At 72.4% G+C, this 14082-nt stretch carries 11 protein-coding genes; 8 read left to right on the top strand and 3 right to left on the bottom strand.

Annotation, left to right across the window (positions count from 1 at the left end; all coding sequences use genetic code 11):
* Nucleotides 1-24 precede the first annotated feature (24 nt).
* Nucleotides 25-171: a morphogenic membrane protein MmpA gene (mmpA, locus tag IF28_RS39430; RefSeq protein WP_199808992.1), complete on the top strand. Its 147-nt coding sequence runs from the start codon at nucleotides 25-27 to the stop codon at nucleotides 169-171.
* Here the strand turns inward: mmpA and IF28_RS0114365 are convergent.
* Nucleotides 144-1358 carry a saccharopine dehydrogenase family protein gene (locus tag IF28_RS0114365; protein WP_051713750.1) on the bottom strand — a complete coding sequence of 405 codons (1215 nt, stop codon included), beginning with the start codon at nucleotides 1356-1358 and terminating at the stop codon, nucleotides 144-146. The two genes, mmpA and IF28_RS0114365, sit on opposite strands and share 28 nt — an antisense overlap.
* A gap of 91 nt (nucleotides 1359-1449) precedes the next feature.
* Between IF28_RS0114365 and IF28_RS0114360 the strand changes: the two genes are divergently transcribed.
* The 4 genes from IF28_RS0114360 to IF28_RS0114345 all read left to right on the top strand — a co-directional run bounded on the left by IF28_RS0114360 (nucleotide 1450) and on the right by IF28_RS0114345 (nucleotide 6465).
* Nucleotides 1450-1779 carry an MmcQ/YjbR family DNA-binding protein gene (locus IF28_RS0114360; protein ID WP_234325168.1) on the top strand — a complete coding sequence of 110 codons (330 nt, stop codon included), beginning with the start codon at nucleotides 1450-1452 and terminating at the stop codon, nucleotides 1777-1779.
* Between the two features lie 98 nt (nucleotides 1780-1877).
* Entirely contained in the window at nucleotides 1878-3023 is a 1146-nt protein-coding gene (locus IF28_RS0114355) for a CaiB/BaiF CoA transferase family protein (protein WP_030219039.1), read from the top strand.
* A gap of 11 nt (nucleotides 3024-3034) precedes the next feature.
* A complete protein-coding gene (locus IF28_RS0114350) occupies nucleotides 3035-4249 on the top strand; it encodes an acetyl-CoA C-acetyltransferase (RefSeq protein ID WP_030219037.1) in 1215 nt (404 codons plus the stop codon).
* Nucleotides 4250-4287: 38 nt separating this feature from the next.
* Nucleotides 4288-6465 carry a 3-hydroxyacyl-CoA dehydrogenase NAD-binding domain-containing protein gene (locus tag IF28_RS0114345; RefSeq protein ID WP_030219034.1) on the top strand — a complete coding sequence of 726 codons (2178 nt, stop codon included), beginning with the start codon at nucleotides 4288-4290 and terminating at the stop codon, nucleotides 6463-6465.
* Between the two features lie 37 nt (nucleotides 6466-6502).
* Here IF28_RS0114345 and IF28_RS0114340 read toward each other — a convergent pair whose 3' ends face one another.
* Nucleotides 6503-7198, bottom strand: coding sequence for a MerR family transcriptional regulator (locus tag IF28_RS0114340; RefSeq protein ID WP_030219031.1), 696 nt, complete (start codon nucleotides 7196-7198; stop codon nucleotides 6503-6505).
* 157 nt (nucleotides 7199-7355) lie between these two features.
* On the opposite strand from IF28_RS0114340, the gene IF28_RS0114335 reads away from it, so the two are divergent.
* From IF28_RS0114335 to IF28_RS0114325, 3 genes are all read left to right on the top strand, one after another.
* On the top strand, nucleotides 7356-7835 hold the full coding sequence (locus IF28_RS0114335) for a macro domain-containing protein (protein ID WP_030219029.1): 480 nt from the start codon (nucleotides 7356-7358) through the stop codon (nucleotides 7833-7835).
* A 150-nt stretch (nucleotides 7836-7985) separates the two neighbouring features.
* Nucleotides 7986-9707 (top strand): BCCT family transporter, encoded by a 1722-nt coding sequence (locus IF28_RS0114330; RefSeq protein ID WP_030219027.1) that lies wholly within the window; start codon nucleotides 7986-7988, stop codon nucleotides 9705-9707.
* A gap of 212 nt (nucleotides 9708-9919) precedes the next feature.
* Complete coding sequence (locus IF28_RS0114325; protein WP_030219025.1) at nucleotides 9920-11566, top strand: ABC-F family ATP-binding cassette domain-containing protein; 1647 nt, start codon at nucleotides 9920-9922, stop codon at nucleotides 11564-11566.
* Nucleotides 11567-11680: 114 nt separating this feature from the next.
* On the opposite strand, the gene IF28_RS0114320 is transcribed toward IF28_RS0114325, so the two are convergent.
* The gene (locus IF28_RS0114320; RefSeq protein ID WP_030219024.1) at nucleotides 11681-14032 is read right to left on the bottom strand and encodes a Tex family protein; all 2352 of its coding nucleotides are present in this window, start codon (nucleotides 14030-14032) and stop codon (nucleotides 11681-11683) included.
* Nucleotides 14033-14082: the final 50 nt, after the last annotated feature.

The following is a 14082-nucleotide window of genomic DNA, read 5'->3' as shown; positions in this document are numbered from 1 at the left end:
CTCCGCCCCGACAGGCTGCCGTACATGACAACGCACCGCGCACCCGAGCCCGTCACCGCCGACGGACGGCCCGTCGAGCGGGCCGTCACCATCGGGCTCGGCCTCGCCGTACTGGCGGGGCTGGGCCGGGTCGTCGGGATGATCTACACACTGGTCGAGTGGCCGCTGTAGCCCTCGTCCTGCCGGGTCGCGGCCACGCGGAAGCGGATGCCCGCCGCGCGGAGGCGTTCGGTGAGGGCGTCGCCCATCGCCGCCGCCGTCGTGACCTGCCCGGCCGTCGGCGGCAGGTCGTCGAAGGCCAGGCAGAGGGCTCCCTCGGCCAGCATCTTCGCCGTCTCGTCGTAGCCGGGGTCGCCGCCCGCGACCTCCGTGTACACCCGGCGCCCGCCGCCCTCGCCGACGAAGCGGACGGAGAACCAGCTCCGCGCGCGCTTCCCGGGGCCGGGCCCGGCGCCGGGCGCGAGCCGGTCCGAGAGCCGGCGGCGCAGCCACGGCAGCTGCGCGGCCGTGGCCAGCGCGCCCACCGCCGCCACCCCGCCCACCGCCATGGGCAGCCGCCGGACGGCCGCGTAGTGCCGGTAGCGGAAGTCGGGACCGTACCGGTCCAGCGTCCTCGCCGAGCGGCGCACGACCTGCCCGTCGATCGTCGGCAGGGGCAGGGCCCAGGCGCCGACCTCCGGCGCGTAGCGTGGCGCGCCCGCCGGGGCCGACACCCGGCGGCCCACGAGCCGCGGTTCGTGGCGCCGCCGGTCCAGGGCCGCCGCGCGCAGCCCGCGATGCCGGGCGAACTGGTTCAGCGCGGAGGCGAAGGTCCCGCCCGAGAAGGCCGCGTCGACGGTCACGAAGCCGTCCACGGTCAGCGGCACCCCCTCGGGCAGCTGCCGCACGGTGAAGTACGCGCCCAGGTCGTGCGGCACCGAGTCGAAGCCGCACGCGTGCACCAGCCGCGCCCCGGTCTCCCGCGCGCGTGCGTCGTGCCGTACGTACATCAGGTCCACGAACTCGGGCTCACCCGTGAGGTCGACATAGTCCGCCCCGGTGTCCGCGCAGGCGGCGACGAGTTCCTCGCCGTACTCCACATAGGGGCCCACGGTCGTGGCGACCACGCGCGCCCGCTCGGCCAGGGCCCGCAGCGAGGCCGGGTCCGACACGTCCGCCCGCAGCAGCCCGATCTCCGCACCGCCGGGCAGCCGCTCCCGCAGCCGTTCCAGCCGCTCCGTGTCACGGCCGGCGATCGCCCAGCGCAGCCCGGCCGGGGCATGGGCCGCGAGGTACTCCGCGGTGAGTGTCCCGACGAAGCCGGTCGCCCCGAAGAGCACGATGTCGTACGGACGGTCCGCCCTGTTCAGCCTGCTCATGACACCCCTTGGTCGTGCAGCCGCGCCGCTGTCGGTGGCCGAGGCTAGCGTGAGGGATGCGGAGCCCGACGACGAGCCCGGAGGAAAGCCGATGGCCGTGCCCCCGAACGCCCTGAAGAAGTGGGAAAAAGTGCGCGACCGCGCCCCCGGGCTGCCGGAGGCCGCCGAGGATCACCCCTGGGGCGAGACGGTCGCCGAGGTCGACAAGAAGGTGGTCGTCCGCCTCGGCGTCGTCGACGGCGGTCACCCTCTGGGGGTGACGGTGAAGCTCACGGACGGGACGGTGCACGCCCACGCGATGACCCGCCCGGGTGCCGCGCCCGCCGGGTACGGACCAGGAACGGCGGGCTGGGCGCGCGTCCCGCTCGAACCCGAGGGGCCGGGCGCCGGCCGAGGGACGGGGCGGCGGGCCGCGCCGTAAAGTGGCCAAGCGCTTGCTCGCCCGCTCTTGTGCCGGACGGAAGGCATTCCTAACATCTCAGGTGTTACACCAGTAGTGTCACAGTCGATGGGGGTGCGATGACCGAGGCGAAGCCGCACGGACCCGGTCCGCTCGGTGGCGTACGCGTGGTGGAGTTGGCCGGGATCGGGCCCGGCCCGTTCGCCGCCATGCTCCTCGCCGACCTCGGGGCCGACGTCGTCCGTGTGGACCGTCCGGGCGGCCCCGGACTCGGCATCGACCCCGCCCTCGACATCACCAACCGCAACAAGCGCTCCGTGATCGTCGACCTCAAGGCCCCCGACGGCCCGGCCCGCGTCCTGGACCTCGCCGAACGCGCGGACGTGCTCATCGAGGGCTACCGCCCCGGCGTCGCCGAACGGCTCGGCGTCGGCCCCGGGGACTGCCACGCCCGCAACCCGCGCCTGGTCTACGGGCGGATGACCGGCTGGGGCCAGCAGGGCCCCCTCGCCGACCGCGCGGGCCACGACATCGCCTACATCGCCCTCACCGGCACCCTCGGCATGATCGGCGACCCGGCGACGCCCCCGGCCGTCCCGGCCAACCTGCTCGGCGACTACGCGGGCGGCTCCCTCTACCTCGTCGTCGGCGTCCTCGCCGCCCTGCACCACGCGCGGGCGACCGGCACCGGACAGGTCGTCGACGCCGCCATCGTGGACGGCACCGCCCACCTCTCCTCGATGATCCACGGCATGCTCGCCGCGGGCGTCTGGCAGGACCGGCGCGGTGCCAACCTCCTCGACGGCGGCTGCCCCTACTACGGCACCTACGAGACAGCCGACGGCGGCCACATGGCGGTCGGGGCGCTGGAACCGCGGTTCTACGCCGAGTTCCTGCGCCTCCTCGGCATCGAGGACCAGGCCGGCGCCCACGCCGACATCACCCGCTGGCCCGCACTGCGCGCGCAGGTCACCGCCCGCTTCGCGTCCCGCACCCGCGACGCCTGGACGGCCGTCTTCGACGGCTCCGACGCCTGCGTGGCGCCGGTGCTGTCCCTGCGTGAGGCCCCGCACCACCCGCACCTCGCCGCCCGCTCGACTTTCACCGGTCACGGCGGCATCACCCAGCCCGCACCGGCCCCGCGGTTCTCCGCGACCCCCACCACCGTCCGCACCGGCCCCGCCCGGCCGGGCGCCGACACCGACGACGTGGCCCGCGACTGGGACGTACCCCGACTGCTGCCCCCGCCCGTGAACCCTCAGTGAAAGGCCCTCCCGTGAGCACCGAAGCGTATGTCTACGACGCGATCCGCACCCCGCGCGGGCGCGGCAAGGCAGGCGGCGCCCTGCACGGCACCAAGCCCATCGACCTGGTCGTCGGCCTGATCCACGAGATCCGCGACCGCTTCCCCGGCCTCGACCCGGCCGCCGTCGACGACATCGTGCTCGGCGTCGTCGGCCCCGTCGGCGACCAGGGCTCCGACATCGCCCGTATCGCCGCCATCGCGGCGGGACTGCCCGACACGGTGGCCGGCGTCCAGGAGAACCGCTTCTGCGCCTCCGGACTGGAAGCCGTCAACATGGCCGCCGCCAAGGTCCGCTCCGGCTGGGAGGACCTCGTTCTCGCGGGCGGCGTCGAGTCGATGTCCCGGGTGCCGATGGCCTCCGACGGCGGCGCCTGGTTCAACGACCCGATGACCAACCTCGCCGTCGACTTCGTCCCGCAGGGCATCGGCGCCGACCTGATCGCCACCGTCGAGGGCTTCTCCCGGCGCGACGTCGACGAGTACGCAGCCCTCTCGCAGGAGCGCGCCGCCACCGCCTGGAAGGAGAACCGCTTCGAGCGGTCCGTCGTCCCGGTCAGGGACCGCAGCGGCCTCACCGTCCTCGACCACGACGAGCACCTGCGTCCGGGCACCACCGCCGACTCCCTGGCCCGGCTGAAGCCGTCCTTCGCCGACATCGGCGAACTGGGCGGTTTCGACGCCGTGGCACTGCAGAAGTACCACTGGGTCGAGTCGATCGACCACGTGCACCACGCGGGCAACTCCTCCGGCATCGTCGACGGCGCCGCCCTCGTCGCCATCGGTTCCAAGGAGGTCGGCGACCGCTACGGACTCACCCCGCGCGCCCGGATCGTCTCCGCCGCCGTGTCCGGCTCCGAGCCCACCATCATGCTCACCGGCCCCGCCCCCGCCACCCGCAAGGCCCTCGCCAAGGCCGGCCTCACCATCGACGACATCGACCTCGTCGAGATCAACGAGGCCTTCGCCGCGGTCGTCCTGCGCTTCGCGCGGGACATGGGCCTGTCCCTGGACAAGGTCAACGTCAACGGCGGCGCCATCGCGCTCGGCCACCCCCTCGGCGCCACCGGCGCGATGATCCTCGGCACGCTCGTCGACGAACTGGAGCGCCAGGACAAGCGCTACGGCCTCGCCACCCTGTGCGTGGGCGGCGGCATGGGCATCGCCACCGTCGTCGAACGCCTCTGAGCCCCAGCGACCGCCACCTCACTCACGGAGACTCCCTCATGACCGAGAGCACCACCATCCGCTGGGAACAGGACCGCTCCGGCGTCGTCACCCTCGTCCTCGACGACCCGAACCAGTCCGCGAACACCATGAACCAGGCGTTCCGCGACTCCCTCGCCAAGGTCACCGACCGCCTCGAGGCGGAGCGCGACACCATCCGCGGCATCATCGTCACCTCCGCCAAGAAGACCTTCTTCGCCGGCGGCGACCTGCGCGACCTGATCCGCGTCACCCCCGACACGGCCCAGGACCTGTTCGACGGCGGCATGGCCATCAAGCGGCACCTGCGCCGCATCGAGACCCTCGGCAAGCCCGTCGTCGCCGCCATCAACGGCGCGGCCCTCGGCGGCGGCTACGAACTCGCCCTCGCCTGCCACCACCGCATCGCCCTCGACGCCCCCGGCTCCAAGATCGGCTGCCCCGAGGTCACCCTCGGCCTGCTCCCCGGAGGCGGCGGCGTCGTCCGCACCGTCCGCATGCTCGGCATCACCGACGCCCTGCTGAAGGTGCTCCTCCAGGGCACCCAGTACAACCCGCGCCGCGCCCTGGACAACGGCCTCGTCGACGAGATCGCCGACACGCGCGAGGACATGCTCGCCAAGGCCCGCGCCTACATCGACGCCCACCCCGAGTCCGCCCAGCCCTGGGACAGGCCCGGCTACCGCATTCCCGGCGGCACCCCCGCCCACCCGAAGTTCGCCGCCAACCTGCCCGCCTTCCCGGCCAACCTGCGCAAGCAGACGAACGGCGCCCCCTACCCGGCCCCGCGCAACATCATGGCCGCCGCCGTCGAGGGCTCCCAGGTCGACTTCGAGACCGCCCAGGTCATCGAGGCCCGCTACTTCGTCGAGCTGGCCGCCGGACAGACCTCCAAGAACATGATCCAGGCGTTCTTCTTCGACCTCCAGGCCGTCAACTCCGGCGCCAACCGCCCCGGGGGCGTCGCACCGCGCAAGGTCACCAAGGTCGCCGTCCTCGGCGCCGGGATGATGGGCGCCGGCATCGCCTACTCGTGCGCCCGCGCGGGCATCGACGTCGTCCTCAAGGACGTTTCCCTGGAAGCCGCCGTCAAGGGCAAGGACTACTCCCGGAGACTGTGCGCCAAGGCCGTCGCCAAGGGCCGCACCAGCCAGGAGAAGGCCGACGCGCTGCTCGCGCGGATCACGCCCTCCGCCGAGGCCGCCGACCTCGCCGGCTGCGACGCGGTCATCGAGGCCGTCTTCGAGGACACCTCCCTCAAGCACAAGGTGTTCCAGGAGATCCAGGACGTCGTCGCCCCCGACGCGCTGCTCTGCTCCAACACCTCCACCCTGCCCATCACCGCCCTCGCCGAGGGCGTCGAGCGCCAGGACGACTTCATCGGCCTGCACTTCTTCTCACCCGTCGACAGGATGCCGCTGGTCGAGATCATCAAGGGCGAGCGCACCGGCGACGAGGCCCTGGCCCGCGCCTTCGACCTGGTCCGGCAGATCAACAAGACCCCGATCGTCGTCAACGACTCGCGCGGCTTCTTCACCTCACGTGTGATCGGGCACTTCATCAACGAGGGCGTCGCCATGGTGGGCGAGGGCATCGAACCCGCCTCCGTCGAGCAGGCGGCCGCCCAGGCGGGCTACCCGGCCAAGGTCCTCTCCCTGATGGACGAGCTGACGCTCACCCTCCCGCGCAAGATCCGCAACGAGTCGCGGCGGGCCGTCGAGGAGGCCGGCGGCACCTGGACCGCGCACCCCGCCGAGACGGTCGTCGACCGCATGGTCGACGAGTTCGAGCGCCCCGGCCGCAGCGGCGGCGCCGGGTTCTACGAGTACGGCGACGACGGCAAGCGGGTACGGCTGTGGCCGGGACTGCGTGAGCACTTCACCAAGGCCGGACACGAGATCCCGTTCGCCGACATGCGGGAACGCATGCTGTTCGCCGAGGCGCTGGACACCGTCCGGCTCCTCGAGGAGGGCGTGCTGACCTCCGTCGCCGACGCCAACATCGGCTCCATCCTCGGCATCGGCTTCCCCGGCTGGACCGGCGGAGTGCTGCAGTACATCAACGGCTACGACGGCGGCCTGCCCGGCTTCGTCGCCCGCGCGCGGGAACTCGCCGAACGCTACGGCGAGCGCTTCACCCCGCCGGCGCTGCTGGTGACGAAGGCGGAGAACGGCGAGGTCTTCACGGACGCGCGCTGAATCCCGGCGGGGCGGGGGCGACGGGTCCGGCGGCCCGTCACCCCTCCTCGTCCAGCCACTCCCGCAGCTCCTCCCGCAGCGACCGCTGGAAGGTGGTCAGCAGCGCCTGCACCACCAGCGGATGCATCCGCGCGGACAGCGACCGCACATCCCGCGCGTCCCGCTCCGCGACCGCGTCGCGCAGCAGCCGCGACAGCTCCCGCGCGGCCGCGCGGGAGTGCTCGATGAGCGCCGTCCGGGCGGCGAGGAGCGTCTCGTGGGACAGCGGCACGTCCAGCAGCTCCACGCCCAGCCGCAGCAGTCCCGGGTCGACCCGGAACGCCTCGCCGTCCCGCTCGACGACGCTCATCGCGGCCAGCCGCTCCACGTCCTCCTCGCTCAGCGCCCGTCCCGCCCGGCGCTCCAGCTCCGCGCGCGACACCGTCTCCACCGCCTCCGGCGCCCAGGAGGCCACCACCGCCCGCTGCACCGCCAGGTCCCGCACCGTCAGATCCGGGGGCAGCCGCGCCAGATACCGCTCGATCGCGGCCAGGGTCATGCCCCGGTGCTGCAGCTCCTCGATCAGCTCCAGCCGGGCCAGATGCTCCCGCCCGTACTGGCCGACCCGCCGGGGACCGATCACCGGCGGCGGCAGCAGCCCCTTGGTGCCGTAGAACCGGACCGTGCGCACGGTGACACCCGCCCGCGCCGCCAGTTCGTCGATCGTCAGCGGCTGCTCGGTCTCGGTCGTCATGTGCAGCAGTATCGCTGTCCCACCACTGCTGTGACACCTCTCCTGTCACCCTCGCCGTGAGGACGTCGCCCACCGGCACGGTGGTGCCCCGGAACTCTCGCCGCCGACGAAGCGGCAGCTCACAGCCGCTGTCAGTGAGGGCGCCTAGGGTGGGGTCATGTCGGGGATCACATACGTCCGGGGTGACGCCACCGTTCCGTCGGTGAAGGGCGTCAAGGTCATCGCCCATGTCTGCAACGACCTCGGCGGCTGGGGCAAGGGCTTCGTCCTCGCACTCTCCCGCCGCTGGCCCGAACCGGAGGCCGCCTACCGTGCCTGGCACCGGGACCGCGCCTCGACCGATTTCGGCCTGGGCGCGGTCCAGATGGTGCGGGTGGACCGCTACGTCTGGGTGGCCAACATGATCGGCCAGCGCGGCACCCGGACGGGCAGCAAGGGCGTCCCCGTCCGCTACGAGGCGATCGACACCGCTCTCGGCCGCCTCGCCGGCCACGCGGCCGAGCTCGGAGCCTCGGTCCACATGCCCCGCATCGGCTGCGGCCTCGCGGGCGGCAAGTGGTCCCGCGTCGAGCCCCTGATCACGGAGCGGCTGGTACGGCGCGGGATACCCGTGACCGTGTACGACCACGGTGACTGAGCGGACGTCTCCCACGCACCCGCGCGGCGCATCACCCGGTGGAGGAGGCCGGTACTTTCTCCCGACGGGGTGAGTTTTGCGCCAAAGGTGGTAGGGGCGTATCGGGAGGAGTGCTCTCCGCCCGATGGCTCTTGATGAAAGGTGCCGCCTGTGACGCAGAACGAGCACAGCGACAAGGACGACACGACGGGCCCGTTGCCGGGATCCGAGGCGGACCTGCCGGGCCGGGGGCACCCACGGACCGACCGGGTGGTGTTCGGCGTCACGGCCGTCCTCACCCTCGCCTTCGTGGTGTGGGGCGCCGTCTGGACGGACTCGCTCGAGGACGCGTCCAGCACCCTGCTCGGCGGCCTGATCCACAACGGCGGCTGGGGGTTCATGCTGGCCGCCTCCGGCTTCGTCGTCTTCGCCCTCTGGCTCGCCGCCAGCCGCTACGGCCGGATCCACCTCGGAGCCGAGGGTGAGGAGCCGGAGTTCCGCACGGTGTCGTGGATCGCCATGATGTTCAGCGCCGGCATGGGCATCGGCCTGATGTTCTGGGGCGTGAGCGAACCGCTCGCGCACTACACGACACCCCCGCCCGGCACCAGCCCGGCCGACTCCGGCGAACGCATGGAGACGGCCATGGCCACCACGCTGTTCCACTGGACGCTCCACCCGTGGGCGATCTACGCCGTCGTCGGCCTCGCCATCGCCTACAGCACCTTCCGCAGGCGCCGCCGTCAGACCGTCAGCGCCGTCTTCACCCCGCTCATCGGCGAGCACCACGCCAACGGCGTCGGCGGCCGGGTCATCGACGTGCTCGCCATCATCGCGACGGTCTTCGGCTCCGCGGCCTCGCTCGGCCTCGGCGCCCTGCAGATCGGCTCCGGGGTGGAGAAGCTCGACTGGATGGACAAGGTCAGCACCGGGCTGCTCGTCGGCATCATCGCCGTCCTGACGGTGGCGTTCGTGGCCTCCGCGGTCTCCGGTGTGGAGAAGGGCATCCAGTGGCTGTCCAACACCAACATGGTGCTGGCCCTGATCCTCGCCGTGTTCGTGTTCGTCGCGGGACCGACCATCCTCATCCTCGACCTGGTGCCGACCTCGGTCTTCGCCTACCTCGGCGACCTGCCCGCGCTGGCCGGCCGCACCGAGGCCAGCGGGGGAGAGGGCGTCGCCGACTGGCTGGGCAGCTGGACCGTCTTCTACTGGGCCTGGTGGATCTCCTGGACGCCCTTCGTCGGCATGTTCATCGCCCGCATCAGCCGGGGCCGCACCATCCGCCAGTTCATCGGCGGGGTCATCCTCGTCCCCAGCACCGTCAGCCTGATCTGGTTCGCCATCTTCGGCGGCACCGCGATGCGGCTCCAGGAGCAGAACCGGCTCGGCGACGAGGCGACCCCCGAGGGCCGGCTCTTCGCCGTGCTGCAGGAGTACCCCGTCGCCACCGCCACCAGCCTGCTGGTGATGATCCTCGTCGGCATCTTCTTCGTCTCGGGCGCCGACGCGGCCTCCGTCGTCATGGGCACCCTCTCGCAGAAGGGCTCGCTCGAACCCAGCCGCTGGGTGGTGATCTTCTGGGGCGTGGTCACCGGCGGCGTGGCCGCGATCATGCTGCTGGTCGGCAGCGGCCAGGGCGACGCCCTGACCGGTCTGCAGAACCTGACGATCCTCGCGGCGGCCCCGTTCGTCATCGTGATGATCTTCATGTGCGTGGCCCTCATGCGCGACCTGCGCCACGACCCGCTCATCGTGCGCGGCGAAATGGGCTCCGAGGCGGTGGAACTGGCGGTCATCGAGGGCCACACGAAGTACGACGGGGAGTTCGAACTCCGGGTGGGCCCGGGCCGGGGCCCGGACGTCGAAGGCGACCCCATCGGCAAACACTGACCCCCCGACTGCCCGGGAGACTCCCCGCTCGGCGAGGACCATCGCCGTCGTCGGACCGACGGCCCCGCCGCCGGTCACCGGCACGGCGCGGCCCGGTTCCGTTTCCGGGCGGGGACGGTGGCGGACGACGTCGGAGCGCCCTGGTGACGCGGGTGCGGCGGTGCGAACCCGGCGGCGCCCGTCCGCACCCGGCCGTTAGGATCGGCTGTCTGATGACTGCCACACTCGTCGCCAAGAATCTCGCCGCCGGGCACGGCGACCGCTCCCTGTTCACCGGTCTCGACCTCGTCGTCGCACCCGGCGACGTGATCGGTCTCGTCGGCGCCAACGGCGCGGGCAAGTCCACGCTGCTGCGCCTGCTCGCCGGGCTCACCGCACCGGAACAGGGCGAGCTGCGCCTGTCCCCGCCCACCGCGACCGTCGGGCACCTCCCGCAGGAGCCGGAGCGCCGGCCCGGCGAGAGCGTCCGGGAGTTCCTGGCCCGCCGTACCGGTGTCGCCGAGGCCCAGCGGACCATGGACGAGGCGACCCAGGCCCTGGTCGACGGCGCGCCCGGCGCGGACGACGCGTACGCCACCAGCCTGGAGCGCTGGCTGTCGCTCGGCGGCGCCGACCTCGACGAGCGCGCCGAGGAGGTCGCCGGCTCCCTCGGGCTGACCGTCGGCCTGGACCAGCCGATGACCTCACTCTCCGGTGGCCAGGCGGCCCGCGCGGGCCTCGCCTCCCTCCTCCTCTCCCGCTACGACGTCTTCCTCCTCGACGAGCCCACCAACGACCTCGACCTGGACGGCCTGGAACGCCTCGAACGCTTCGTGGCCGGATTGCGCGCCGGCACGGTCGTCGTCAGCCACGACCGCGAGTTCCTCACCCGCACGGTCACCAAGGTCCTCGAACTCGATCTGGCCCAGCGGCAGATCAACCTCTACGGCGGTGGCTACGAGGCCTATCTGGAGGAGCGTGAGGTCGCCCGCCGGCACGCCCGCGACGACTACGAGGAGTACGCGGACAAGCGGTCCGCGCTCCAGGACCGGGCGCAGACACAGCGCTCCTGGATGGACAAGGGCGTGAAGAACGCGCGCCGCAAGGCGGGCAACGACAACGACAAGATCGGCCGCAAGTTCCGCAGCGAGGCCAGCGAGAAGCAGGCCGCGAAGGCCCGTCAGACGCAGCGCATGATCGAGCGCCTGGAGGTGGTCGAGGAGCCGCGCAAGGAGTGGGAACTGCGCATGGAGATCGCGTCGGCCCCCCGCTCGGGCGCGGTCGTCGCCACCCTCCGCGACGCAGAGGTCCGGCGCGGCGACTTCACGCTCGGTCCGGTGTCCCTGCAGATCGACTGGGCGGACCGGGTCGCGGTGACGGGCGCGAACGGCGCCGGCAAATCGACCCTGCTCGGCGCCCTCCTGGGCCGCGTCCCCCTCGACGCCGGGCACGCCTTTCTGGGCTCGGGTGTCCTGACCGGCGAGGTCGACCAGGCCCGTGCGCTGTTCCACGGCCCGGAGCCCCTGCTCGACGCGTTCCGTCCGGCGGTCCCCGACCTGGATCCGGCCGACATCCGCACGCTCCTGGCCAAGTTCGGCCTGAAGGCGGACCACGTCGTGCGCCCCGCGGCCACCCTCTCCCCGGGGGAACGCACGCGAGCCGCGCTGGCCCTCCTCCAGGGCAGGGGCGTCAACCTGCTGATCCTCGACGAGCCGACCAACCACCTGGACCTGCCGGCCATCGAACAACTCGAATCAGCCCTCAACACCTACGAAGGCACCCTCCTCCTCATCACCCACGACCGCCGCATGCTCGACGCGGTGCACGTGACAAGGCGCCTGGAGGTCACGGACGGCAAGGTGACGGAGACCCCCGCCTGACGGGCGGGCCGTCACCCCGCCCCCTCCGCGGGCCATCGTGCCGCCAGGGCGGCACGGGCGCGGGCGGCACCCGGCAGGCGCCGGGCCCGCACCCCACCCCCGGCAGGCCCGCGCCTACGCCAGCCCGGCCCGCCGCAACGCGTCGGCCATCGCCCCGTTCGCGGAAGAAGGCGCGGCGGACTGCCCCTTGCCTCCCGAACGGCCCTGCTGCCGCTGCTTCGGCGGCCGGCCCCCCTGCCGCTCCCCGCGCCGGCCCCGCTGCCCCCGCTGTTCCCCCTGCGGCGCGGCCTCGTCGTCCAGCCGCAGCGTCAGCGAGATCCGCTTCCGCGGAATGTCGACCTCGAGCACCTTCACCTTGACGATGTCCCCCGGCTTCACCACATCCCGCGGATCCTTCACGAACGTCCTGGACATCGCCGACACGTGCACCAGCCCGTCCTGATGCACCCCGACGTCCACGAACGCCCCGAACGCGGCGACGTTCGTGACGACCCCCTCCAGCACCATCCCGGAGACCAGATCGGAGATCTTCTCGACCCCCTCCTTGAACACGGCCGTCTTGAACGCCGGACGCGGGTCCCGCCCCGGCTTCTCCAGCTCCTTCAGGATGTCGCCCACCGTCGGCAGACCGAACGTCTCGTCGACGAAGTCCCCCGCCCGCAGGGACCGCAGCACCGCCGTGTTCCCGATCAGCGCGGCGACGTCCGCCCCGGAGGACTTCACCATCCGCCGCACCACCGGATACGCCTCCGGGTGGACGCTCGACGAGTCCAGCGGATCGGCACCGCCCCGGATCCGCAGGAAGCCCGCACACTGCTCGAACGCCTTCGGACCGAGCCGGGACACCTTCTTCAGCTCGCTCCGTGACCGGAACGGACCGTTGCCGTCCCGGTGCGCCACGATGTTCTCGGCGAGCCCGGACGTGATGCCGGAGACCCGGGCGAGCAGCGGAGCGGACGCGGTGTTGACGTCGACACCCACGCCGTTCACACAGTCCTCCACCACCGCGTCCAGCGAACGCGACAGCTTCACCTCGGACAGGTCGTGCTGGTACTGGCCGACGCCGATCGACTTCGGGTCGATCTTCACCAGCTCCGCCAGCGGATCCTGGAGCCGGCGCGCGATCGACACCGCGCCGCGCAGCGACACGTCCATGTCGGGCAGCTCCTGCGAGGCGAACGCGGACGCCGAGTACACGGAGGCGCCCGCCTCGGACACCATCACCTTCGTCAGATTCAACTCGGGGTGCTTGGTGATGAGTTCACCGGCGAGCTTGTCGGTCTCGCGGGACGCCGTACCGTTGCCGATCGCGATCAGCTCGACCGCGTGCTCCTTCGCCAGCCGCGCCAGCTTCGCGATCGCCTCGTCCCACCGGTTGGCCGGAACATGCGGGTGGATCACGTCCGTGGCGACGACCTTGCCGGTCGCGTCCACCACGGCGACCTTCACACCCGTACGGAAACCGGGGTCGAGTCCCAGCGTCGCGCGCGTACCGGCGGGGGCGGCGAGCAGCAGATCGCGCAGGTTCGCCGCGAAGACCCGTACCGCCTCGTCCTCGGCCGCCGTACGCAGCCGCAGCCGCAGGTCGATGCCGAGGTGCACCAGGATGCGCGTACGCCAGGCCCAGCGGACCGTGTCGCCCAGCCACTTGTCGCCCGGACGCCCCTGCTGGGAGATCCCGAAGCGGCTCGCGACGATCCCCTCGTACGACGACGGGCCGTCCACCGCCTCCTCGGGCTCCAGGACGAGGTCGAGGACCTCCTCCTTCTCGCCCCGCAGCATCGCCAGGATCCGGTGCGAGGGCAGTTCGGTGAACGGCTCGGCGAAGTCGAAGTAGTCGGAGAACTTCGCGCCCGCCTCCTCCTTGCCGTCGCGTACCTTCGCGGCCAGCCGCCCGCGCACCCACATGCGCTCACGCAGCTCGCCGATCAGGTCCGCGTCCTCCGAGAACCGCTCGGTGAGGATCGCCCGCGCGCCGTCCAGCGCGGCCTGCGGGTCGGCGACGCCCTTGCCGGCGTCGACGAACGCGGCGGCCGCGGCGAGGGGCTCGACGCCCGGATCGCCGAGCAGCCCCTCCGCCAGCGGCTCGAGACCCGCCTCGCGCGCGATCTGCGCCTTGGTACGCCGCTTGGGCTTGTACGGCAGATAGATGTCCTCCAGGCGCGCCTTGGTCTCCGCGCCCCGGATCCGCGCCTCCAGCTCCCCGGTGAGCTTGCCCTGCTCGCGCACCGAGTCCAGGATCGCCGCCCGGCGCTCCTCCAGCTCCCGCAGATAACGCAGCCGCTCCTCGAGCGTGCGCAGCTGCGCGTCGTCGAGCATCTCGGTCGCTTCCTTGCGGTAGCGGGCGATGAACGGCACGGTCGAACCGCCGTCGAGCAGCTCCACCGCGGCCTTGACCTGCCGCTCCCGTACGCCGAGCTCCTCGGCGATCCTGCCTTCGATGGACCCTGTCAGGGGTGTCGTCACGTTCCCGTACCGCCTTCTCCACTGAGGTTGCGCGGCAATTGTGGCAGGTG

It is taken from the genome of Streptomyces sp. NRRL WC-3626, assembly GCF_000718785.1.
Classification (GTDB): domain Bacteria; phylum Actinomycetota; class Actinomycetes; order Streptomycetales; family Streptomycetaceae; genus Streptomyces; species Streptomyces edwardsiae.
The sequence above is the reverse complement of the archived record's forward strand: the minus strand, read 5'-3'. Positions and strand labels throughout refer to the sequence as shown.